13 protein-coding genes are annotated in these 25564 nt (G+C 45.7%); 12 read left to right on the top strand and 1 reads right to left on the bottom strand.

Annotation, left to right across the window (positions count from 1 at the left end; all coding sequences use genetic code 11):
• The first annotated feature begins 37 nt into the window (after positions 1-37).
• Entirely contained in the window at positions 38-4051 is a 4014-nt protein-coding gene (locus GXO74_05830; protein ID NOZ61181.1) for a PAS domain S-box protein, read from the top strand.
• A gap of 70 nt (positions 4052-4121) precedes the next feature.
• Here the strand turns inward: GXO74_05830 and GXO74_05825 are convergent, their stop codons facing one another.
• Entirely contained in the window at positions 4122-5405 is a 1284-nt protein-coding gene (locus tag GXO74_05825) for a DUF3365 domain-containing protein (protein NOZ61180.1), read from the bottom strand.
• Between the two features lie 552 nt (positions 5406-5957).
• Here GXO74_05825 and GXO74_05820 point away from each other — a divergent pair.
• The 11 genes from GXO74_05820 to GXO74_05770 all read left to right on the top strand — a co-directional run.
• Positions 5958-8120, top strand: coding sequence for a penicillin acylase family protein (locus tag GXO74_05820; GenBank protein ID NOZ61179.1), 2163 nt, complete (start codon positions 5958-5960; stop codon positions 8118-8120).
• A 168-nt stretch (positions 8121-8288) separates the two neighbouring features.
• Positions 8289-8732, top strand: a complete 444-nt coding sequence (locus GXO74_05815) for a nucleotidyltransferase domain-containing protein (GenBank protein ID NOZ61178.1) — start codon at positions 8289-8291, stop codon at positions 8730-8732.
• Between the two features lie 275 nt (positions 8733-9007).
• Positions 9008-10063 (top strand): LacI family transcriptional regulator, encoded by a 1056-nt coding sequence (locus GXO74_05810; protein NOZ61177.1) that lies wholly within the window; start codon positions 9008-9010, stop codon positions 10061-10063.
• A gap of 51 nt (positions 10064-10114) precedes the next feature.
• Positions 10115-12922: a TonB-dependent receptor gene (locus GXO74_05805; GenBank protein ID NOZ61176.1), complete on the top strand. Its 2808-nt coding sequence runs from the start codon at positions 10115-10117 to the stop codon at positions 12920-12922.
• 18 nt (positions 12923-12940) lie between these two features.
• Positions 12941-16471, top strand: a complete 3531-nt coding sequence (locus tag GXO74_05800) for a hypothetical protein (GenBank protein ID NOZ61175.1) — start codon at positions 12941-12943, stop codon at positions 16469-16471.
• 62 nt (positions 16472-16533) lie between these two features.
• Positions 16534-17550 (top strand): PorV/PorQ family protein, encoded by a 1017-nt coding sequence (locus GXO74_05795; protein NOZ61174.1) that lies wholly within the window; start codon positions 16534-16536, stop codon positions 17548-17550.
• A gap of 90 nt (positions 17551-17640) precedes the next feature.
• A complete protein-coding gene (locus GXO74_05790; GenBank protein NOZ61173.1) occupies positions 17641-19491 on the top strand; it encodes an alpha-amylase in 1851 nt (616 codons plus the stop codon).
• Positions 19491-21197, top strand: a complete 1707-nt coding sequence (locus GXO74_05785) for a hypothetical protein (GenBank protein NOZ61172.1) — start codon at positions 19491-19493, stop codon at positions 21195-21197. The genes GXO74_05790 and GXO74_05785 overlap by 1 nt, the downstream gene beginning before the upstream one ends.
• 20 nt (positions 21198-21217) lie before the next feature.
• Positions 21218-21871 (top strand): hypothetical protein, encoded by a 654-nt coding sequence (locus GXO74_05780; GenBank protein ID NOZ61171.1) that lies wholly within the window; start codon positions 21218-21220, stop codon positions 21869-21871.
• 172 nt (positions 21872-22043) lie between these two features.
• Positions 22044-24800, top strand: a complete 2757-nt coding sequence (locus GXO74_05775) for a TonB-dependent receptor (protein NOZ61170.1) — start codon at positions 22044-22046, stop codon at positions 24798-24800.
• Positions 24801-24824: 24 nt separating this feature from the next.
• Positions 24825-25564 (top strand): hypothetical protein (locus tag GXO74_05770; GenBank protein ID NOZ61169.1); only part of this gene is annotated, 740 nt, incomplete at its 3' end.

The raw sequence follows: 25564 nt of genomic DNA, 5'->3' as shown, positions 1-25564 counted from the left end.
TTTTGAAAATAAGTAAGTGGTCCTTTGGGGAATAAAAATGGCGCCGAAAATTCTCATTGCTGACAAAGATGCTAAAGCTTTGCTGGCGACAGCCGGCATGGTCAAATCCGGTGGGTTCGAGGTGCTCACAGCGAAGAGTGGACGAAAATGTTTGGAACTCGCCAAAGAAAATCAGCCTTATTTAATCTTACTGGACATGAATCTCTCCGATCTTGATCCGCTGGAAATTTGTCAGCGAATTAAAGCAGATGCCAGATTGGCAGGCAGTTTGGTAGTGCTGGTTGCTGACAAAAGAATTTCAGCAAAAAAACAAGCGCAGGGGCTATCGCGCGGCGCTGACGGCTACGCAGTGCGTCCTTTTGAGAAAAAAACATTTTTAACACAACTGGAAGCAATGCTTCAGTTGCAGAAGGTGAGAAAATCTCTCAAAAAAGGCAGCGATTGGCAACAGTCAAAATTGGAAGGGATCAGCGAAGCGGTCATTGTGGCGAAGAAGAGCGGCGAAATTGTTTTTTTTAATGCGGCGGCAGAAAAAGTGACCGGCTGGAAAAGAGAGGAGGCGCTGCGTCTAAATTACGCGAAAGTGTTCCGGGTCATTGATGAGAAGACAGGAGAATCAGCGCCGGAGCCGGTTTCTCGCGCTTTAACAGAAGGCGTCATCGTCAGCCTCGTGCAAAGCCCAATGCTCATTCGCAAAGACGGGACAAAAATCCCCATTTCAGCCAGCGCAGCGCCTTGCACAAAAAAACACGATAGGTGTGTGTTTGTTTTTCAGGACATCAGTGAAAAAATAAAGCGCGAACATGATTTAAATCGAGCGATTCATGATTGGGAGAGCATTTTTCACGCCATTGGTCATCCCACCATTATTCTGGAACCGGACCACAGAGTAAGCGCTGTGAACAATGCCGCTCTTCGTGCGACAGGTATGTCAACGGAAGAGATTATCGGAAAATATTGTTTTGAAATTTTTCATGAAAATGCGGCTGAACCGCCTGAAGGCTGTCCCCTGGAAAAATTGCTAAAATCGGGCAGAATGGAAGCCGTGGAAATGGAAATGGAAGCGCTCGATGCCTGGTTCATGGTTTCTTGCACGCCAGTGTTCGACAGCCAGGGACGATTGGATAAAATTATTCATATTGCCACTGACATCACAGATCGCAAAAAAACGGAACAGGCCTTGAACGAAAGCGAGAAAAAATTCCGCCTGCTTTTCAGCGCTGCGAATGAGGGCATTTTAATCCTGAATATGGCTGGCATAATTCAGGATGTTAATCAAAAATTTTTGCAGATGATCGGATTTTCTGAAAAGGAGATTCTGCATAAGCATCTTTTTCATCTGGCGCGGTTGGTTAAAATTGAAAGACCAAGATTAGCAACCGAAGTGAGAAAATTCTTTCAGGGAGAAAGTCGGCGTACTGAATGGAGCATCAGAAGACAGGATGGCACGAAAATTTTTATCTCGCTGCTTCCTTCGTTTATCACGGCAGGCGATGAAAAAATTGGCGTTTCCGTTGTCATTGAAGATATTACAGATCGCATTTTGACAAGAAAAGCATTAGAGCAGTCTGAACTGAGCTACCGCAGTATCTTTAATAATGCTTCCGATGCCATTTATGTTCAAGATGAGCAGGGAAGATTCCTTGACGTGAACGATGGCGCTGAAAAAATGTATGGCTATCCGCGGGAATATTTTATCGGTAAAACGCCGGAATTTCTGTCTGCGCCGGGGAAAAACGATCTGGCAAAGATTGCCGGTTTTGTCGAGAAAGCGTTTCAAGGCGAGCCGCAGCAGTTTGAGTTTTGGGGCCTTGATAAAAATGGACGGGTTTTTCCGAAGATTGTTCGCTTGAATAAGGGAAACTATTTTGGCAGAGATGTGGTGGTGGCATTTGCGATTGATATTTCCGCAAGGAAACAAGCAGAAGAAAAATTGCGTCAGGCTTCTTTCCAATGGCGTTCTACTTTTGATTCCATGAACGATGCCATCGCTCTGTTGGCTCTGGATGAGAAAATCATTCGCTGCAATAAATCCCTGGCAAAACTCGCCGGCAGAACGTTCACTGATATTATTGGCAAATCAGTCGCTGAAACAATTTTTTCAATTGATCAAACAGCTAAAGATTGCCCTTTGAAAAAAGCGAAAAAATCGAAGCAAAGAGAAACGAAACAGATTACTTTCGGGGACCGCTGGTACGAAATTATTGTTGATCCGGTAAAAGACGATGAAGGAAAGCTGATTGGTTTTGTTTACATTTTGAAAGACATCACTGAACAACGTTTGATTGGACAACAGTTGCGGGAAAATGAGAATAAATTTCGGCTGCTTTTTGAAGAAGCGAATGACGCTATTTTTCTGATGAAAGACAATGTTTTCGTTGATTGCAACCGCAAAACCCTGGAAATTTTTGGCTGCACACGCGAGCAGATTATTGGCAAAACGCCTTCTGATTTCTCCCCGCCGGAACAAGCAGACGGAAGAAACTCAAAAGAAGCAGCATTAGAAAAGATAAACCTGGCGCTGAAAGGCAAATCGCCTTCTTTTGAATGGCTCCATTGTAGATGCGACAAGACTGTTTTCAATGCCGAAGTTACTCTTGCCTTGATCGAATTGAAAGGAAAGAAACACATTCAGGCGATCGTGCGAGATGTTACGGAAAGAAAAGCCGCTGAAAAGGCGCTCAAAGAGAGCGAGGAAAAATATCGTCACTTGATTCAGGGCTCCAACGATGCCATTTATTTGCTGCACGACCGAAAGTTTGAAGTGATTAACGACAAATTTACTGAGATGTTCGGCGTGGCTCTGGAAGATGCGAATAGCCCTGACTTTGATTTTATGGATCTGGTGGCTCCCGAGAGCCGGCCCGTTGTGGAAGAAAGAATGAAGCGCTTTGTCGCAGGCGAACCACTTAGCCCCAAATATGAATTTACTGCCATTGCAAAAAATGGAGAAAAAATTGACCTGGAAGCTTCTGTCTCGTACATCAAGTACAAAGAAGGCGTTGCCACTCAGGGAATTCTGCGCGACATTACCGAACGTAAGCGTGCCGTGAAAGCGCTAATGGAAAGCGAAGAAAAATACCGCAAACTGGTAGAAGATTTGCCGGACGCAATTGTTATTCATTGTGAAGGCAAAATTGTTTTTGCCAATAAAGCAAGCGTTGACCTAATAGGTGCATCCACAATTGGTGAGTTGATTGGAAAGCCTGCAATTGAGTTTGTTCACCCTGATTTCCGCAGAGATGTTGTTAAGAGAATAGCTGAAGCGATGCAAACCGGAAAGGCTTTTCCTGTAATGGATGAGAAATTTTTGAGATTAGACGGTTCGGTGATCGATGTCGAAGTCAGAGGTTTTCCCGTTACTTTTGAAAATAAGCCTGCGATTCAGGTCCTTATCCGTGACATCACCGATAAAAAACGCGCGGAAGAACAAATCAAAAAAGACTTACGAGAAAAAGAGACATTGATTAAAGAAATCCACCATCGCGTGAAAAATAATCTCATGGTCGTCACCAGCCTGCTCGGCTTGCAGTCGCGCCGCATTTCTGACAAAGAAGCGATTGAGGCGTTCAAGGACAGCATTAATCGCGTCTATTCCATGGCAATGGTGCACCAGAAACTTTATCAGTCGAAAAGTCTTTCCGAGGTGGATTTCAAAGAATTTATCAGCACCATCGCGCGGCATGTCTATTTCAATTACGACATCAGCCGCCGTGTGAAACTGGAAATGGATCTGGAGCCGATTTTTCTGAACATTGAAAAGGCGGTGCCGCTGGGATTGCTGCTCAATGAGTTAATTACCAACGCCATGAAATATGCTTTTCCCGATGATCGGCGAGGAAAGATTTTTATTGCTTTCAAAGAAATCAAGGAAGGTCATTGTGAACTGACAGTCATGGACGACGGCGTTGGTCTGGCGCCGGAAATAGATTTTCAAACGAGCGATTCGCTGGGCATGGCATTAATCCGTCAACTGGCAGATCAGATCGAAGGCAAAATCAGGTTGTTGGACAAAAAGGGGACAGGTTTTCTTGTACGATTTGTGCTGTAGCTACAAATCGCCTGCAAAAGAGAATTTTTTTGCTGAAGCCAATGATTTTAAGACACGTTTATTTTCTATCCTATGAATTACTAAATTGCACTTGGAAAGTCGTACCGTTTTCACGGAAAATTGATAATTTTCCTTCAAGTTGATTGGCAAGCATAGTAACTAACTGTAATCCCATTGAATTTAATTCGGAAAGGTCAAAATTTTCCGGGAGGGATTTTCCGGAATTATGTACTGCCAGTAAGATTTCTCCCGTTTCACTTTGTTTTTTGAATTTTATTTGAATTTCTCCTTCGTCATTTGCATTTCTCCCATATTTGAAGGCATTTGTGAAAAGCTCGTTCAAAATGAGCCCGCAGTAAGTGGCACATTTGGAATTCACTTCGATGGGATCAATATCGGTGGAAACTTTTATTTTTTTGAAATCAATCTCAAAAAAATTATTCAAATTATCAATGACATTTTGCAAATATTTTTTCATGTCAACAAGTTCGACAGCGTTAGATCGGTAAAAAAACTCGTGCAATTTGGCAATTGTCTGTATTTGACTTTGGCTTTCATTGAATATCTTTTTTGTATTAGGATCAGAAATTCGCCTTGATTGAATGCTGAGTAGCGCGGAGACAATGGCCAAATTGTTTTTTACACGATGATGCATTTCCCGCATGAGTGTTTCTTTTTGTTTTAACGTGCGTCTTAAATCGGTTTCTATATTATCTCTTTTGATTCCGCTTTTTTTAAGCTGATTCGTTCCAAATATGATCCCACCGATACCAATAAGCCACAAAATTGCATACTCGCCAACCATTTGGAAAACTTGTTTCCGAGCAATGGCTTTTAGTGGATCGGTCGAAATGGCGATGCTAATACCGCCGCGTATATCGCCCACTTTATAACCTTGTGCAGCGTGACACTGTAGACAAGCTTGTTCTGTTTTCAGTGGACGCATTAGCCGAACATACTCGCCATCTCCAATTTTTTCTGTTGAAAACACTTCATCTTTACCCATTTCAAATTTTTTCAGTGCCTCTGTTTCCCAGGCATCAGCTTTGTTTGCCGGACGAATTGGTTTTAGGCTGGTTATGTGTGATATAATGCCAAAATGTTTTCTGGCAAGTTCGTGTACTTGACGCGTCATGTAAGCCGGATTTATTAGCGTCAAATGTCGTCCATCGGGCGTAACAATATCACGTTCCTTGATGTTTTTCAGATAGGGGTTCGGTGGGGTCATTTTGTTCACGGGCGCATAGACTCCCCCATTCTGTGCATTCCAGAGTCGATAAGCGATGTCGCGCTGAAAAGATCCGCGCGCTTCATTGCGAGCCATTTCGTAAATCGACTGATGAATTTGAATCATGTTCGCTATGATGAGCAATACAATGGTTAACAGCCAGAAAAAACAAAGAAACCATCGATACTTGTTTAATTCCTTGAAGGAAGTTCGCCGCTTTGACATTTTTTTCCTTTTTTGAAATGGGCGAAAAATTGGGACGACTTAAGGATAGAGAAGCAAAAATTCCAATTTCTCTCTCTATTATAAAAGATAATTTTGAAAAAGTCAATACAAAAGTAGTTCATTTTGAAAATTGTTTGTCCATTTTTATTGTCAAATCGAAATTGCAAAAATGAATAAATTGCTATTTAATGACTGTAGCAGACAAACAACAATAATCATGCCGCCTGCAAATTTTAAAATGGCTCATTGGATGCGTAAATAGAAAATAGCAATTATCCTTAAAAATAATAGGAAGAATTTTTTACCAGCAACGAATTTCTCCCTTGACTTTCTGCAAAAAATTTGTCTTATTAGAATAACCTGTTTGCTGAAGCAATTTTGATTAATTTAACTTTGAAGCAAAAGTGTACTCCACCTTCGAGGTGGCGCACACTTAAAAAACGGAGCGTCTCAATGAAAAAGAACTTCAAAATCTGGCGGGATAAAAATGGCATTCCGCACGTGGAAGCTGAAAATGAAAACGACATGTATCGAGGACAGGGTTACGTCCACGCAACTGATCGCGGCATGCAGCTATTGCTGATGCGGATTTTGGGACAGGGGCGCGTGTCTGAATTGCTCGATTCCAGCGAGGATTCCCTGAAAATAGACATCTTTTTCCGCAAAATGAACTGGGCGAACAACACAGCGCAGGAAATCGAAAAGTTAGACGACCGCATCAGGCAGTACGTAATTTCCTACTGCGACGGCGTCAATGCCGGTTTTGCTGAACGGGTTCCGTGGGAATTTAAATTGTTGGGCTACAAACCGGAAAAGTGGCAGCCGGAAGATTCTGTGCTGATTTCCCGCATGATCGGCTATTTGTCGCTGGCGCAATCACAGGCGGAAATGGAGAGGTTGTTCGTGGAAATGGTGCAGGCAGCAATTCCCGAAGAAAAACTCAATGAACTTTTTCCGGGAATTTTGGGCGGGCTGGACACGGAATTGCTCAAGAAAGTGACTTTGCCCGAACGAGTTGTCCCGCCAAATTTGCTCTGGGGAATTGGCGCGCCGCGGATGATGGCGTCGAACAATTGGGTGATTTCCGGGGAAAAAACTCGTTCAGGAAAACCTCTTGCGGCGAACGATCCCCATCTCGAAGTCAATCGCCTGCCCAATGTGTGGAGCGAAATTGTGCTCAAATCCGGCGACCGCTACATCATGGGCGGCGCGATGCCCGGTTTTCCGGGAGTTTTGGTCGGCAGAAATCCCGACCTTACCTGGGGCGTTACCTACACTTTCGCTGATGCGGTGGATTCCTGGGTCGAAAAATGCAAAGACGGCGAATATTTTCGCGAAGAAAAAAATCAGTGGCTGAAATTCCGGCAACGGAAAGAAATCATCAAAAGAAAAAAGAAAGAACCGCAGGAAATCATCTTTTTTGAAAATGAGCTCGGCACACTGGACGGCGATCCGTTTCAGGAGGGATTTTATTTGACGATCAAATGGGCGGCTGCAGATTCCGGGGCACTGGCGATTTCGGGCGTTCTCCGTATGTGGGACGCTAAAACGGTGGATGATGGAATGGCGACATTGGGACCTCTGGAAAGTAGCTGGAATTTTCTTTTCGCGGACGCACATGGTGAAATCGGCTATCAAATGACCGGAAGAATTCCCAAACGAAGAAAAGGAGTGAGTGGATTTGTGCCTTTGCCAGCGTGGAAGAAGGAAAATGCGTGGCAAGGTTTTTATTCTGCTGAAGAATTGCCGCGCGCGAAAAATTCCAGCGAAGGCTTTTTGGTGACGGCAAATAACAATTTAAATGAATTTGGCAAAGCGAAACCAATCAATATGCCCATGGGCGCCTACCGGGCAGATCGAATCAAAAGTTTGCTTGAAAAAAGTGACAATTTCTCCATTGAAGATGTTTTTCGTATGCACTACGATGTTTACTCGCTGCAAGCGGAATATTTCATGAAAATTTTAAAGCCGTTGTTGCCGGACACGGCGCAGGGGAAAATTCTGCGAGAGTGGGATTTGCAATATTCAGCCGATTCCGAGGGGGCGTATTTGTTTGAAAAATTTTATGCTGAACTATATCGCGAGGTTTTCGGCAAAGGAGGAATTGGTGAGCAGGTTGTGGATCATCTGAAAGGGGAGACAGGAATTTTTGTTGATTTTTACGAGAATTTTGACCGGGTTTTACTCTCGGAAAATTCGGCGTGGTTTGAAGGGAGAAGTAGGGAAGAAATTTTTCGCGCGGCAGCGGAACGGGCGCTCAAGACAAAACCGAAGAAATGGAAATCCGTACAAGAATTCACGCTGACAAATATTCTGTTCGGCGGAAAATTGCCGCGTTTTCTCGGCTTTGATCGCGGCCCTGTGGTGAGTATCGGCGGACGCGCCACGATTCACCAGGGGCAGATTTACCGCAGCGCTGGCAGGGACACGACCTTTTTGCCGTCGTTCCGTTTTGTCACCGATTTTGCCGCCGACGAAATTTTCACCAATCTCATCGGCGGTCCTTCTGACCGGCGATTTTCCAAATGGTATTGCTCAGATTTGAAAAATTGGCTTTCCGGGAAATACAAACGAGTTACGCCGGATTCAGGACCGCGAGGTGCGGATTTTATTTGAGAAATGAAAAATCGTAATGAGAAATGAGAACTTTTCCTTTTCTTTTGTTTTCAAAAAATACTTGATTTCGTAAAAATAATTTGTTAGCTTCTCTATAGCAAGCAAAATGATGTGCCAGAAATTGGGTGTACTAATTTTTCGATTAAATACAAATTTGATGATGTTGAAATGAAAAATCTTCCATTTTCAAAAATTGAACAGAAACTAAAAAAATATTTTGCCGGCAAAGATTACATTGCTTTTGCTTACCTTTTTGGTTCCATGGCGAGAGGGAAATTTACGCCATTGAGCGACATCGATATTGCAGTCTATATCGATCAGACGAAAATAGCGGAAGATTTGTTCAGGTTGAGGCTCAAAGAATTAGCTGCGTTGATGAATCTGTTGGGCGCGGAGCAGATCGATCTTGTCTTTTTGAATGAAACGCCGCTTGATCTCAATTATCGCGTCATTCGCGACGGGAAGTTAATTTTTGAACGAGACAAAAAAGCAAGGGCACATTTCTGGGAAATTACGGTTCGCGATTATCTGGATTGGAAGCCTTTTATCGAGAAAAGGAACCAAATCATCAGAGAAAAAATGAAAAAAGGAGATTATTTTAGCTCGTCATGAGGTATTTTCTGAAAATTGGATTAAAAGAATGGCACACGGAAACACGCGGATCAGGCGGATTTTCGCGGATATTAAATAAGTTGACTTGGCACAGATTACATGATAAAAGTTTTCCTGCCATCGAAAAAACATTTCCCCATCAAACTGATCTCTCCCAATTTTTCCCCTCCGTCAAATTTTTTTCAAAAATGTAAAAAAATCCTTGACATCTTTGTAAAAATTTTTATATTATAGACATCTTTGGAACCGCTTCCATAAAATGGGAATAAATTTTGATGAGAGTTACTATTTACGATGTTGCCAGAAAAGCCGGCGTGGGTATTGGTACTGTTTCCCGGGTGATCAACGACAGCCCTCAGATTTCGCCGAAGACCAGAGAAAAAGTGCTGCGGGTGATTAAGGAGTTAAAATATCAGCCGTCGGTCATGGCTCAGGGATTGGCACGCAGAAGGACGAACACCATAGCCTGTATTGTACCGTTTTTTACAGGCTATTTTTATTTTGAAATGCTGAATGGCGTGCAGCAGGCGCTCAGTCAGTACGGCTATGATTTGATTTTGTACAGTGTGGATCAAATTGAAAGAAAAGATCAATTTCTGAAAAAAGCGCTGCGCGAACGTCGCGTGGATGGCGTGCTGCTTTCGTCGATGGCAATCAACGATTCTCTGGCGGAAAAGTTTGTCCAGTCTAAATTGCCAATAATCCTTGTTGATGCTTACCATCCGCTGCTGGATTCCATTTGTGTAGAAAATAAAGAAGGTGCTTTTCAGGCAACTGAGCATCTAATAAAGTTAGGTCACAAAAAAATTGGTATGATCAATGGCAATTTGCGCAGCAATCCGGCAAAAACACGGCTCGAAGGTTTCATGCAGGCGCTTGGCGATAATAATTTGATTCCCGATAAAAGAGCGATTTTTCATGTGAATGACGATGCCGATCCTGAAATCTATCACAACGATGGTTTTAATAAGCAGGCAGGAATAGAAGGAGTGCGGCAGATTCTTTCTTTGGCCGAGGACAGACCGACGGCGATTTTTGCCGCTTCTGACATTCAGGCGGCTGGCGCAATGCAAGAGGTAAAACGTAATCGTTTGAGAATCCCCAAAGATATTGCAATCATCGGATTTGATGGAATCGAATTATCAGAATATCTTGGATTGACGACGATGAAACAGCCCATGCGTGAAATGGGGGAAATTGCTGTCGATCATCTCATCGGAAAAATCAACAACGGCGTGGAGCATAAAGGTGTGTTCCATAAATTGCTCCATCCCAAACTTATCATTCGAGATACTTGCGGTACAAGGCCGGAATTGAAACAAGCCGGTTAATTAGTGATTGTCCTTAAAAAAATATAAAATTTTCTTCGAAAGGGACAGGTCATGAAAATTGCAGGAAAGTTCTTTTTTATCGTTTGTTTTTTGTTTTTCACAACTGCGGCGATGGCGGGAATTACCGGGAAGATTACCGGCTATGTGAAAGATGCCGAGACCGGCGATCCGCTGCCTGGTGCCAATATTATTATGGAAGGCACGACAATGGGCGCGGCGAGCGATCTGGAAGGCTATTTTGTCATCATCAACATTCCTCCCGGGACGTACACTTTAAAGGCGAGTATGATCGGTTATCAGGCGCAGCGAATGGAAAAAGTGCGCGTGTCTATTGATTTGACGACGACAGTGAATTTTAGCCTTCGTACTCAAGTTGTGGATTTAGGGGGCGAGGTGACTGTGGTCGCTGAACGCGAAATTGTTCAGAAAGACATGACGTCATCCCTTTCCGCTGTAAGCGCTGACGAAATCAAAGGTCTGCCGGTACAGGAGATGGGCGATGTGCTGGAGTTGCAAGCCGGTCTGGTGAAAGACCCTGTGGGCGGACTCCACGTGCGTGGCGGTCGTTCCGGAGAAGTGGCATATTGGATCGACGGCATCGCTGCCACGGACGTTTATTCGGGAAATTTGGGCGTGCAAGTGGAAAATGCGTCCATTCAGGAATTGCAGGTCGTGAGCGGAACTTTTAATGCGGAATACGGTCAGGCAATGTCCGGTATCGTGAATATCGTTACCAAAGAAGGCGGCAAGGATTATCACGGTGAAATCCGGTATTACATGGGCGATTATGTGACCGACAGAACGAATATTTTCGACCATCTGGATTACATCAACCCATTGTCCGTTGCTAATTTGCAGGGGAATTTGAGCGGCCCGATTCCTTTTCTGAAATCAAAATTACATTTTTTCTCCATGATACGCTATTTTAAAAATGAAGGTTGGTTTTACGGCAGGAAACGATATCTCCCCACAGGCTATCGCTCTACTGACGAGTGGGTTTCTCTCAATCCATTTCGAAAAATTTCTTCTCAAATTAAAGTGAGTTACAACTTGACGTCAATGATGAAATTGACTTATGGCTTGTTCTGGAACGATAACAAATTTCGCAATTACGACCATTCGTTCAAATACAATCCCGAAGGCGACTACGAGCGATTTGAGACGGGCAGAACTCACATCGTCAGTCTCAATCACGTACTTTCACCGAGAACATTTTACGAACTAAAATTTACAGATTTTTACACTGACTACCAGCAATACGTTTTCAAAAATCCCTATCAAACCGTGCGTTACATTCCCAACCCGGCGGATACGAGCGGAAATACGTTTATCATCGATCCCAATAGCCCGCTCGGCTACGTGCATCCTGATTCTCTGCGCGATCCGGTTTCTTACAGCTTCAAACGCGCCGGCACGAAAATGGATCATTTTTTTCGCAGCACCGGCTATCGTATTGTGAAATTTGATCTGGTGAATCAATGGAATAAAGCGCACCAATTCAAAGCAGGGATAGAATTGCGGCGGCATGAGCTAAATCTGGAATGGTTCAATATCCAGCCGAAGCGTAAAGGAAATACGGAAATTGTACCTTTTCAGCCCTATGTTCCGGATGTAACGACGCCCTACCACGATAAATACACGCATCGCCCGCTGGAGTTTGCCGCGTATTTGCAGGATAAAATTGAACTCAAAGATATGATCGTGAACATTGGGGTTCGGTTTGACTATTTCGAGCCCGATGGCGTTGTTCTGGCTGATCCCAAAGATCCGAACATTTTTCAGCCGCAGCTTGCTGCGCACAAATATTATGATCCGGATCTGCCCGAGCCGCAACTTGACGATGCGTCTAATATTATTCCCCTCGCAGAACGGAGAAAATTTTGGTACAAAGACGCAACAGCAAAATACAAGGTCAGTCCGCGTCTGGGCATCGCTTATCCGATCACGTCGCGCGGCGTGATTCATTTTTCCTACGGTCATTTTTTCCAGATTCCGCTTTTTAATTATCTTTATTCCAGCCCCGATTTTAAAGTCACCGAAGCCGAGGGGTCGCGCATCATCGGAAACGCGGATTTGCGGCCGCAGAAGACCGTCATGTACGAAATTGGCTTGCAGCAGCAAATCGCTGATGACGTGGGAATTGATGTGACCATGTTTTACCGTGACGTGCGCGATTGGGTGGGAACCAGCCCGCTCATCGACACCTACGGCAGCGTCAAATATTCCCGTTTTGAAAATAAAGATTATTCCAACGTGCGCGGTTTCACGCTGTCGTTGAATAAGCGCTATTCTCATTATTTTTCCGCCAGCGTTGATTACTCATTTATGATTGCCGATGGCAGTCATTCCAATCCGGCGGATGCCTATTTTGCTGAAAATGCTCAGCGCGAGCCGCAGCGGCAGTTGATTCCCATGAGTTGGGATCGCCGGCACACACTGAACGGCTCTCTCGGCGTCGGCACGCAAAAATGGCGCGTTTCATTTCTCGGCAGATTTTGGAGCGGCATGCCTTACACGCCTCGTTTCCCCAAGGGCACTGTCACTGGCGGCGGCGTTTACAATGCGCTGCGCGATAATAGCGATCGTCTGCCCAATCAATATTCGTTTGATATGTATTTTAATTATGCCATTAAAATTTCCAATTTCAATGCCAATATTTTTGTCAATATTTACAATATTTTCGATACGCCCAATGCGACCTGGGTCTGGACAGACACCGGCTCGCCGGATTACACCCTGGACGCGCTGGGGATTTCAGGAGATCCGAAACGAGTGGGCTCTCTGGAAGAATTTTTCACACATCCCGAATGGTACACAGAGCCGAGACAGGTGCAACTCGGTTTGGCTTTTAATTTTTAATGAAAATAGAGGTAACGTATGCGATATGTGAAACGTTTTCTCACTGGCTTAATGGCGATCTGGGCATTCACGCCTTACCTCGCTTTTGCTCAAATTACTCCACACGGCGATCCTGGCGAAGTTCGCAGCGGACTTCATTCCGGGAATCAAATAAAAACAACTTTTTACAATACCGGATTTTTTGGCAGGAAAGTGGACAATCCCAACGACTTCGGCGGCGAGTGGCCTAAAAATTCGGGACACATTTACGTGGGTGATGCCTGTACAATCGTGGGCACGATCATCGATTCGCTCGGCGCAAACGGGCAGCCAATCGTAATCACGCCGGACGGTCCGCTGAAAGGAACCGGCAGCGCCAGACGCGGCGAGATTGGTCCCAACGGCGAGTGGTTCACCTGGATGCCGCTGCCTGGCTACGCCAATCCCGACAGCAATGACGTCGCCATGACCGACCTCAACGCCAGTCCGCAATATCGAGCGACCTGGCCTGCTTTTTGGCCTGACAAAATGGGCGATATGGTTGATCCCGGCTGGCGAAATGACGCCGAAGACGGCGATCCCAATGTGGCTGCTTGGAATGGCTATTTCGGAAAAAATGTGTTCAACGCGGATCAGGAGAGCTTTTACGTGATGGACGATTATCAGGACGCTGAATATCCGTTTTATCCCGACAGCACAGATACGACTCGTCGCGGTCTGGGGCTGAGAGCGACCGTGCGCGGATTTCAGTGGTCGAATGCATTGGTTGAAGATGCGCTTTTCTGGCTGTTTGACATTACAAATATCGGAACAACGAATTACACGAAAATGATTTTCGGCATGATGATCGGAAATATGCTCGGAAACACGCGTACCATGCAGGGCGATTTTAACGATGATTCTGCGGAATATGATTTGTTGGAAGATTTGGCAATCAGCTATGACTACGACGGAATTGGCAGTGGTGGTTGGGGACCCGTCGGCGTTCTTGGTTACGCATTTCTGGAAAGCCCGGGCAATCCCTACGATGGAATTGACAACGATGGCGACGGTTTGGCCTTTGCCGGTCCCACAATCTCCGAGGACATGTTTGCCCCGAGAAGTTATCAGGTCGGCGAACAGATCGTTTTGATTGATTATGAAACTTACGAACGAACTGTAACAACGATGCCGGCGGACGGTATTACTTATCGCCATAACGGAAAAACGTACACTGTTTTGCCGAATCAAACTGTTCGCGAAATTCCCGATGACAATATCGACAATAATTTGAACGGCATCATCGATGAAAATAACGGTGCAGTCATTGGCACGCCCCCGGACACAACGCATGTCTATTTGTACATTGGCCTGCCGTACAAAGACTACATTCTGGGCGCCGGTCTATCCAATCCGTTGATTGACGAACGCCGCGATGACGGCATCGACAACGACGGTGATTGGGACCCGCTGGCTGACGATGTTGGCCTGGACGGAAAAGCCAATACCGGCGATCCCGGCGAAGGAGACGGCGTTCCCACCAGCGGCAGGGGCACGGATCTTCCCGGAGAACCACACATCGACAAAACTGACATTGATGAGTCTGACATGATTGGCTTGACTTCTCTCTACATTTTTTATCCGTTCGATGCCATTCCGCTTTACGATGATAACAAAATCTGGAAATACATGCAGCCCGGCTATTTGAAGGCGGAAGTTATTGAAAATAAAGATGCCGATTTTCAATTTGGCTCTGGCTATTTCCCGCTGAAAGTCGGACAGACGGAACGATTTTCCATTGCCATGATTTTCGGTGATGGCCCGCGACACGACAAAAACAGCGATATTTATCGCAACAAAGAGTGGGTGAGCAAGGCGTATAATGAAAATTACAATTTCGCCAAAGCGCCCTACGCGCCGACTCTGACGGCTGTTCCCGGAGACGGAAAAGTGACGTTGTACTGGGATTCTATTGCTGAAGAGTCAGAAGATCCGATCACCGGAAAAGATTTTGAAGGCTATCGCATTTATCGTTCCACCGATACTCAGTTCAAAGATATGACGCAAATTACCGACGCTTTTGGCTCGGAAACTTTCATGGAGCCGATTGCGCAATTTGATTTAGTGAATGAATATCAGGGATTCACTTACACGCACAGAAATCCGGACAATTCCACGACTGACTATCAGGTGGTGCCGGTGAAAGGCGTGCAATTTTACCTGGGAAACAATTCCGGGCTCAAGCACAGCTTTGTGGACACGGATGTGAAGAATGGCTACACTTATTATTACGCCATTACTGCTTACGACCACGGCGATCCGAGTCCTGACAAGCAGATTCCTCCCACTGAATCTGCCATTCAGATTTCCATCGATGCGTCCGGGAATATTTCCAAAGGCAGGAATGTCGCCATTGTGCAGCCCGAATCGCCGTCGGCAGGATTTGTTGCGGCGGATATTGACACGATTGCGGCAGTGTCTGCGCTGAAACCTTCCGGATATTTCGCCTACGAAATTGTCGACCCGGCGATGGTGAAAGATAATCATCATTATCGCATTACTTTTGAAGATTCGGTTCGTTCGGGAAGCGTTGCCGAGGGCGATACGCTTTCTACGAAATGCTGGACTCTCGCCGACGTTACTTTTGAAAGCGAGGGAACAATCGATACATTAATCGAACGTTCGCGGAAGTTAAGTCCCCTGGACGAACAACCGATCATTGACGGCTTTCAATTGTCGACACACAACAGCAAATTCATTCAAATTGATCGCAGCAAAAGCCACTGGAGTCGGGACAGTTTGTACACCATGAGTTTCAAAGTTTTTAAGGTTGGATTTGTCACCGGTACAATGTATCCCTCCGATTACAAGATTATTTTCGGCGAAGTAGGTATGGACACGTCGAAATATCTTAAGGTTACGCGCGTTGAGTTAATGCCAAAGCCGGTGAATTTTCGCGTTTACAATATGTCAACTGCCCGATTCATTGATTTCGCTTTTTGGGAAGTCCATGGCGATGACGGAGTTTTTTCATCTGATTACAACGATCAGGATTTAATAATTTTACTGGAAAGAGACGAAAACGACTCGTTGATCGTCACCTGGGAATTCAAAACAGTTTACGACGCCCGGCTCAAGGCTCCGGCAGCCGGGGACACAGCTTACGTGATTTTGTCCAAACCATTCCTCTCTTCCATGACGCTGGAATTTACCACGCACAAGGAAAAAATTGACGATGAACAGGCAAAGTCAGATTTAGACAAAATTCGTGTTGTTCCCAATCCGTACATTGTGACCAATAGCTGGGAACCGTTAAATCCCTATTCCAGCGGTCATGGCCCCAGAGAGTTGCATTTCATTAATCTGCCGCCCAAATGTACGATTCGCATTTTTAACGTGCGCGGTCAGTTGATCAACACTATTGAGCACGATGCCTACATTGGCGCGGGCGATCCGCAAATCTGGAACGGGACTGAGATCTGGAACATGCTGACCAGAGATAATCTCGACATTTCCTACGGCGTTTATGTCTATCATATTGATGCCGGGAAATGGGGGCAGAAGATCGGAAAGTTTGCGGTGATCAAATAGTTTTCAAAAATTGAATTAAAAATCTCCAAAGTTTTGTAAATACATTACAAGGGAGAATATCCATGAAACTCAGATACGTGATGTTGACAATAATGGTCTTGATTCAGGCGGCGCTGGCGCAGGAACAAGTCACAAAAGTAGGCACGACGGCGGCGGGTTTTTTGAACATCGATGTCGGCGGCAGAGCAGTCGGCATGGGCGGTGCTTTTGTGTCCGTTGCCGACGACGCCACGGCCATGTACTGGAATCCGGCGGGCATGGCGCTGCTCAACAAAAACGAAGCTGTTTTTAGCTACAACAACTGGATTGCCGATATCAGCTTTAATTATGCCGGCGTGGTCATGCCGCTCAGTTTCGGAACGATCGGCGTCAACGCGACTTTTCTCAGCATGGGCGATATGGAGCGCACAACAATCGACTATCCCATGGGCAACGGAGAAAAATTTTCCGCAGGCAGCTATGCTTTCGGTCTGGCGTACGCTCGCGCGCTGACGGATCGCTTTCGCATCGGAGTTAATTTAAAATACATCCATGAGTACATTTACAATTCTTCTGCTACGGGCATCGCGTTCGATCTGGGAACGCTGTTTACCACCCAGTTCAATGGATTAAAGATCGGCATGTCCATTTCCAACTTTGGTACAAAAATGCGCATGAGTGGCAGAGATTTGCTCATTCAGTACGATGTCAATCCGCTCATTTCCGGGAATAACGAAAATATCAATGCGGAACTGAAGACGGAAAGTTACGATTTGCCGCTCATGTTTCGCGTCGGAGTGTCCATGGACGTGTTGAAAGGCCGCGGCAACAGCAATCTGATTTTTGCCGTCGATGCGCTGCACCCCAACGATGATGTGGAATATCTCAATTTTGGCGCAATTTACACTTTCAACGAAATATTTTCACTGAGCGGCGGCTACAAAACGCTTTTTGCCAAAGACTCCGAAGAGGGGGTGTCTCTTGGCGTGGGATTTTCCTATCCCCTGGTCCGCGGACTGAGCGTCAAAGTGAATTATGCGTTTCATCAGTTCGGGGTATTGAAAGATGTGCAGCAGTTTTCGGTTGGGTTGAAATTTTAAAAATAATTTTTTTTAACCACGAAATATTTAGGTGAGCTATTTTAGGTGTAGTCCACTTCTGAAGTGGACTACACCTTGAGGAATGGAGAAATGCATTTGAAAAAAGTTATTATTGGATTATTGATTTTGTCATTTTCATTTTGCAGTAAGAAAGAAATAAATTACGAGGTTCCGCAGTGGGCAAAAACTGTGGTCTGGTATCAGATTTTTCCGGAAAGATTCCGCAACGGCGATCCGTCCAACGATCCGTCCACGGCAGATATTCAGGGCGCCTGGCCTTTTGGCGACGATCGGGAAATTCGGATTGTTCCCTGGACTTCCGATTGGTACAAATTGCAGCCCTGGGAGCAGGACGGAAAGGGATTTTACTATCATGCTCAGCGTCGGCGCTACGGCGGCGATTTGCAGGGTGTCTTGAATAAATTGGATTATCTGCAAAATTTGGGCATCAATGCCATTTATTTCAATCCGCTGTTCGAAGCGCCGTCTTTGCACAAATACGATGCTGTGTGTTACCATCATATTGATGACAATTTTGGTCCTGAACCGGATGGCGACAAAAAAATTATGCGTCGCGAAATCCCCGATGATCCTTCTACGTGGGAATGGACGGCGGCGGATAAATTGTTTCTCAAATTAATTGATGAATGTCACAAACGCGGGATTAAAGTGATCATCGACGGCGTTTTTAATCATGTCGGGGTAAAATTTTTCGCGTTTGAGGATTTGAAAAAAAATCAGCAAAAATCAAAATACAAAAATTGGTTCACCGTCAAATCCTGGGATGATCCGAATACGCCGGAAGACGAGTTCGATTATGAGTGCTGGGCAAACGTGCGCAGCCTTCCGGAAATCCGCGAGGGCAAAAGCGGATTTGACCGCGGCGCCTGGCGCTACATGCGGGCGGCGATTCATCGCTGGATGGATCCGAACAATGACGGTGATCCCTCCGATGGGATCGACGGCTGGCGGCTTGATGTGGCGGAAAAAGTAACCAGACCTTCGTGGGTGAAATTTCGCAAATTCGTTCGTTCCGTTAATCCGCAGGCGTACCTCAGCGGAGAAGTTTGGTGGGAAAAATTCCCTGTGAAAATGTTCAATGCCGCGGGCTGGCTTCAGGGCGATATGTTTGACGCGGTAATGAATTACCGGTTTGCCAACGCAGTCACTAAATTTTTCATCAACAAAAATAAAAAAATAACCGCTTCGGCTTTTGATCAGGAATTGGAACAGATTCGGAAAGACTACCCGGCTGAGGTCAATTTTGTGCTGCAAAATCTCATGGATAGCCACGACACGGATCGACTCGGTTCGATGATTGTCAATCCGGACAGAATTTACGGGCACAATAATACTTTGCAGTCAAATAAAAATTACAATGTGCGCAAACCTCACGCCGATGAAATTAAAATTCAAAAACTAATCGTACTTTTTCAGATGACTTACATCGGCGCGCCGATGATTTTTTACGGCGACGAAGCCGGTATGTGGGGCGCCAGCGATCCGGATGAGCGGAAACCGATGCTCTGGCAGGACATGACTTACGAGGACGAAGTCAGTCACCCCTTTGGGCTGGAGCGGCCGCGCGATAAAAATGTGTTCAACGAAGATTTGTTTCGCTGGTATCAAGGGCTGATAAAAATTCGCCGACAACATTCGGCGTTGATGCTGGGAAATTACCGGACAATTTTGGCGGATGGCGACAGAGATATTTTTGTTTTTGAACGCGCTACAGAAACTGAAAAAATTGTGGTTGCCGTCAATAATGCCGAAAGAATCCAACACGTGCGATTGAATTTGCCGGGAAAGTACTGGATGGATTTAATTTCCGGCGATCAATTCATCGGAGTGGATGACCAATTGGAAATTTCTCTGGACAGCAAGTCCGGCGTGATTTTGATTCCGGGGATGGAAACGAGACTCGCGCAGGAGAACCATTGATGAAGAGTATTTCTTTTCCAAGGGCGAGCAAATTTTTTTTGATCAGCGAAATTTTACTGATCACTGCGTTTGTTTTTTGTTCAAAAAATAAAAAATCAGTCCCTTTGGCGCAAGTCAATAACGACGTAATCTCTGTGGCTGACTTTGGCAGACGGCTGAACTTTTTTTCGCGCATTACCGGCATCAAAGATAATCTCCAGACGCGCGAGGATTTGCTCAATCAAATGATCAACGAGCAGCTTCTGATTCAGGATTTCCACCGCCGGGGCTGGGACAGCGACGCTGATTTTCGGCGGATAGCAGAGAGCATTCGCGCGCAATATTATCTGGACACTTACCGCAAAAAGATGTTCTTTGACACGGTTTCCGTGAGCGAGAAGGAACTTGCCAAACAATTCCGCCTTTCCAAACAAAAAGTGGCTGCCCGGCATCTGTACGCGCGCACCCGTGAACAGGCGGAAGAATTGTACGCGCGTTTGCAAAACGGGGAAGATTTTTCTGAACTTGCTCATGCTACTTTTCAGGATGCGACGCTGGCGGAAAACGGCGGTTATCTCGGTTATTTCGGAAAAGGAGAAATGGATCCGGCATTTGAGAAGGCGGCTTTTTCCCTGAAAGTCGGCGAAATTTCCCGTCCGGTGAAAACCAGATACGGTTACAGCATTATCAAATTGGAAGACAGAATTTTCATTCCCATTGCCAGCGAATCTGATTTCATTGCGGCGAAACCTAAACTGGAAAAAGAAATTCGGCTGGAGAAAAATATTCAGTACGCACAAAAATTGGGAAAAAAATTGGCAGAAAATTTGAGGCCGGAATTCAACCAAAAGTTAGTGCAATTTATTTTTTCCAGAATGAAAGAATTTAACAAAAGGACGTCGCGAAATCTTGATTCGGAAGAGCGGTCGTTGTCGGTGGCTCTCGCAGATGTCGCCGAAGAAACTTTGGTAAATTTCAAAGGCGGGAAATGGACGGTGGCGGATTTTCTGGAGCAGGCAAAGCACACTTCTCCGCGGCAGCAACGGCGAATTGAAACGTCAGATGATTTGAAACAATTCGTTGTCGGGTTGCGCGTACGGCAGGAATTGTTAAAAGCGGCTGAAAAATCAGGAGTGAAAGAAGACAAAAAACTGCAGAAAGAAATTGCCCACGCCATTGACGGCGCTATTGTCGGCAGAATGCTGCGCGTGATTTCGGACACCGTGACTGTGCCCACAGAGGCTTTGAAAGAAGCTTACGAGAAGAATGCGGACGGCTATTTTTTTCAGGAGCAGGCGAATGTGCGGGAAATTCTCGTCGGCGAGGAGGGTGCGGCGCGAAGATTATTGCAAAAAGTCCGCAATGGCGAGTCTTTTGCGGGATTGTCTAAAAAATATTCGCTTCGCAAATGGGCGGCAGAGCGCGGCGGCGAACTCGGATTTTCTCCCCGGTCGCGATTTGGGTCTCTGGCAGATTCCATTTTCCAATTGAACCCCGGCGAGATTGCCGGACCCTTTCCGGTGGAAGGATTTTACGCCATCGTGCAAATGATTAAAAAAAAACCGGCGCGTCCAAAAACATTTGAAGAAGCAAAAGAGCAAATTGCCACTGAATTGCTCTGGAAATGGCGGCGAATTCGCCTGCATAATTTTGTTGAACAATTACACCAGCAAGCTAATATTCGGATTGACAAAGAAAAATTACGTTGGACAGTGTTTTCCGAGTGAGCGTTAGTGGAGCAAAATTGATGAGTGAAAATAATCGAAAAAGCTGGCAAAGGATTGGAGTGGAGATTTTTTCCATCGTTTTCGCGGTAATTCTGGCGCTGGTCGTGAATGAATGGCGGCAAAATTACAATCGGAACCGCGCTGTGTCGCGCGCTTTGGCATTGGTTCGCAGCGAAATAGTGCAAAATAAAGATGGAATGGAACACTCAATCGCCAACCAAATCGCTTATCGCGATTCACTCAAGGCAATTTTATTTTCAAAATCAAAAAGGCGACTGAAAAATCAATCGTTTGCCAAAATTTACTCTGATTTGCAGCGAGAAATTAATGAGGGCTTGCAAATTGCGCCGATGCTTTCCACGGCCTGGACTACTGCGAAAGAATTGGGGATTATTCGGGATATTGATTATTCTCTGGCGATGAAATTTTCAGAAATGGAGGAGCAAAACAAATTGCTCAACTCCCGATTCCAGTCTCTGACAAAAATTTTTTACGGTTCTGATTTTTTTAAAAATAGGGCCACGGAAGAAGTTGTCGGCCCGGTTTTCATTGTGCTGACTGATTTGATTTCCACTGAGCAGGGTTTGGTGGAAATTTACCAGGAAATTTTGGATAAATTAGACAAAAATACCGGAACGATCCCTACTGCTGCTATTGATTCTTTGAAAAATTGAAGTTGTTAGGTTTTGGGTTTCGAGTTGAGCAGGGAGCTATATTCGTTCTGAAGAAATAAAGGCGAATCTACTTGACACAATCGTTAGATTTTAAAAGCTGATCTTTGATTTAAAACTCTAAACATCAAAGTGAGAAAAGATTTTCGTCCATTACCATGGAGGAATAAACCTTATGATTTTAAAACGAAAGATGTTCCTGATTTTGGGAATACTACTATTGTCATTCCAATATCTTTTTGCCGGAACAACCGGGAAAATAACTGGTCGGGTTGTCGACGTCCAGACCGGAGATCCGCTTCCCGGTGTGAATGTGCTTATCGAAGGAACGACCATGGGCGCGGCAAGCAGTTTGGACGGTTACTACGTGATTTTGAATGTGCCGCCCGGAAGCTACACATTGTCCGCTTCCATGATTGGTTACCAAAAGTCAACATTTACCGGCGTGAAGGTTTCCATCGACTTGACAACGACGATAAATTTTAAGTTGAGCACTGAAATTCTCGATCTGGGGAAAGAAGTAGTAGTCACGGCAAAGAGGCCACTGGTGACCAAAGATCTGACTTCAGCGGAAGCTCACGTGGACGCCGATCAGATTGCGAATTTGCCGGTGCAGGAAGTGAGCGAAGTTTTAGCCTTGCAATCGGGCGTGACCGTTGACCGCTACGGCGGCATCCACATTCGCGGCGGCAGATCGTCGGAAGTGGCGTACTGGGTGGACGGCGTCTCGGTGACCGATGTTTACGACGGCGCAATTTCGGTGCAGGTGGAAAATGAATCGGTGCAGGAGTTGCAGGTGATCAGCGGAACGTTCAACGCCGAATACGGGCAGGCGATGTCGGGAATCGTAAATATCGTGACCAAAGAAGGCGGCAGCAAGTATCATGTTAATTTTTCCGGCCACAGCGGCGATTACGTCAGCGAGCACAATCAAATTTTTTACGATATTAAAAACAATAATCCGGTTGCGAATTACAATTTACAAACCAGCCTCGACGGGCCTGTTCCTTTTGCAGATAAATTGAACTTTTTCGTCACGGCGCGCTACTATTCCACTGATGGCTGGCTGTACGGACAGAATAAATATTTGCCATCAGGTAAACCTGGTGATGGCAAACCCGTGCCGATGAATTTTCGTCACAAATTATCCGGACAGGCGAAAGTGACGGCGCGGTTGGCGCCGACAATGAAACTCAGCATTGGCGCGTTGGGAAGCAAAATGAATTTTCGCGATTACAATCACGGCTTCAAATGGAATCCCACCGGCGATGTGGAAAAATTTGACGACGGCTACAATTTGTCCGCGCTCCTGACGCACACGCTCAGCCAACGATCTTTTTACACGATTAATATTTCCAACTATTACAAGCAGTTCAAAGAATATCTTTACAAAGACCCGCACGATGCGCGCTATGTCCATCCGGATTCTCTTTTTGCGCCCAGCTACGGATTTTTGAGTAAAGGGACAAATATGCATCATTTTCAGCGCAATACAAACACCTGGGTCGGAAAATTCGACTATACTATTCAGCTCAATGAAATGCATCAGTTGAAGGCTGGGTTGGAAGGCCGGTTGCACAAACTTTATCTCGATGATATCTGGCTCACGGCATTGAGGGATTCCATGGGCGTTGACGTCGTGCCGTTTCGGACGGCCATTCTGGGACCGGAGAATCCGGCGCACAACAATTACACCACCCGCCCGATTGAATTTTCCGCGTACGTGCAGGATAAAATTGAATATAGAAGCATGATTGTGAATCTGGGCTTGCGCTTTGACTATTTCAACTCCCGGGCGAAAATTCTATCGGATCCGACCGATCCGAATATTTTCAATCCGTTCAAACCGGCTAATATTTACCGCGATCCCACGCTGCCGGATTCATTGCGAAATCTGCCGGGGAATTTGAAGACAGTCGCTGAACGCGAAGCGTACTGGTGGCAAGACGCGACGCCGAAGTATCAGTTCAGCCCGCGGTTGGGAATTGCCTATCCGATCACTGATAAAGGAACGATTCATTTTTCGTACGGCCATTTTTTGCAAATTCCAAATTTCGTGTATCTTTACGCCAACCCCGGCTACAAAGTGCCGGAGAGCGCTAATATCCACGGACCGTACGGAAATCCTGATTTGAAACCGCAGCGAACTGTGATGTACGAAATCGGATTGCAGCAACAGTTGGCGGAGAATTTGAAAATTGATGTCACTAGTTTTTATCGTGACGTTCGAAACTGGGTCACGACGAGCGTGCCCATTGAAACGTACATTCCGGGCGTGTCTTATTCCAAATACATTAATAAAGATTACGCCAATGTCCGCGGTGTTACTCTTTCCATGACGCTCAGGCCCACAGCGGGCTACTCGGTGAATGTCGATTACACTTACCAGGTGGCGGAAGGCAGCAATTCCGACCCTAACGAGGAATTTTACGCCATGCAGTCTCTGGCGGAACCGACGAAAATGATCATTCCGCTGGACTGGGATCAAACGCATACGTTGAACGCCTCTTTTATTTATGCGACGCGATGGGGCGGCGTGACGCTGTTGGGCCGATACGGCTCCGGGTATCCGTACTCGCCGCAAATCAGCCGCTCGTCGCGGCAGGGACAGAATCTGTCCACAGGTTTGAGAAAAAATAGCCGCCGCAAACCAACGGTTTACACATTTGATTTGAAATTGCACAAGAATATTTCCTTTGGCAATGTGAAAGCAATTTTCTTTGTCAATGTTTACAATTTATTTGATAGATTGAATGAAGTTGACGTTTTTGGCGATACAGGTCGCGCGGGAAATACGCTGCAAGGGAAAAACGTTTCCCAGGATGATGCGGCTCGCGTGAATACGGTGGAAGAATACCTTGTTTACCCGCAATTTTATTCAGCGCCGCGGGAAATCCAAATCGGGTTGGAATTTGATTTGGCAAATTTGTAGAATAGAAAAGACAGGAGAAATAGAATGCGCAAATGGTTGGGAATTTTTCTGATATTCATGTTTCTGTTCGGCGCGACTGTTTTTGCGCAGCACGTGCCGAGCAAGGAACGCGGCGATAAAAGTTATCGTCGAACTACAGACATCGCGGGCAATCTGGTGCGAACCACGGTCTGGAATAATGGAACCACCGGTCGCACCAAACCCGGCGACGGCATCCCGTACGAGTGGCCGAAAAATACCGGAAAAAATTATCTGGCGCAAACGGGACTCATGATCGGCGCCGAGGTTCGCGACGAAGACGGTCAGATACGACACATCACTGCGGTACATTCCAGAACAAGCCCCGGCGGAAAATCGTGGCAAATGGAGCCGGTTCCACAATATGCAAATGCCAATTCTGACGATATTGCCATGACCACGCTGGCGGCGACGGAAGACGATCGCGCCACCTGGCCGCCGTTTTGGCCTGACAAATTAGCAGATGAAAACGATCCTGGCTGGCCCGGGTCCTGGAACGGCTATTTCGGAAAAAATCAATTCAACGCCGATTTGGAAATGTTTTACCGCATGTCTGACGACAGTTACGATCGCTACAATTACTATCCTGATACGACAGATTATTCCCGCCGCGGTCTGGGTTTGCTGGTAGATGTGCGCGTAATGCAGTGGTCGCAGATTTTAGTGAACGACGTTGTTTTTGTGCTTTATGATATTAAAAATGATGGCACGAAAGACCTGGACAAAGCAGCGGTAACGTTGTTTGT

The sequence above is a fragment of the Calditrichota bacterium genome, from assembly GCA_013152715.1.
GTDB lineage: Bacteria > Zhuqueibacterota > Zhuqueibacteria > Thermofontimicrobiales > Thermofontimicrobiaceae > 4484-87.
This window is presented reverse-complemented; position numbering and strand designations above follow the sequence as displayed.

Coding starts and splice junctions, on each gene's coding strand:
- GXO74_05830 (NOZ61181.1), top strand. CDS start 38: ATGGCGCCGAAAATTCTCATTGCTGACAAAGATGCTAAAGCTTTGCTG.
- GXO74_05825 (NOZ61180.1), bottom strand. CDS start 5,405: ATGATTCAAATTCATCAGTCGATTTACGAAATGGCTCGCAATGAAGCG.
- GXO74_05820 (NOZ61179.1), top strand. CDS start 5,958: ATGAAAAAGAACTTCAAAATCTGGCGGGATAAAAATGGCATTCCGCAC.
- GXO74_05815 (NOZ61178.1), top strand. CDS start 8,289: ATGAAAAATCTTCCATTTTCAAAAATTGAACAGAAACTAAAAAAATAT.
- GXO74_05810 (NOZ61177.1), top strand. CDS start 9,008: ATGAGAGTTACTATTTACGATGTTGCCAGAAAAGCCGGCGTGGGTATT.
- GXO74_05805 (NOZ61176.1), top strand. CDS start 10,115: ATGAAAATTGCAGGAAAGTTCTTTTTTATCGTTTGTTTTTTGTTTTTC.
- GXO74_05800 (NOZ61175.1), top strand. CDS start 12,941: ATGCGATATGTGAAACGTTTTCTCACTGGCTTAATGGCGATCTGGGCA.
- GXO74_05795 (NOZ61174.1), top strand. CDS start 16,534: ATGAAACTCAGATACGTGATGTTGACAATAATGGTCTTGATTCAGGCG.
- GXO74_05790 (NOZ61173.1), top strand. CDS start 17,641: ATGCATTTGAAAAAAGTTATTATTGGATTATTGATTTTGTCATTTTCA.
- GXO74_05785 (NOZ61172.1), top strand. CDS start 19,491: ATGAAGAGTATTTCTTTTCCAAGGGCGAGCAAATTTTTTTTGATCAGC.
- GXO74_05780 (NOZ61171.1), top strand. CDS start 21,218: ATGAGTGAAAATAATCGAAAAAGCTGGCAAAGGATTGGAGTGGAGATT.
- GXO74_05775 (NOZ61170.1), top strand. CDS start 22,044: ATGATTTTAAAACGAAAGATGTTCCTGATTTTGGGAATACTACTATTG.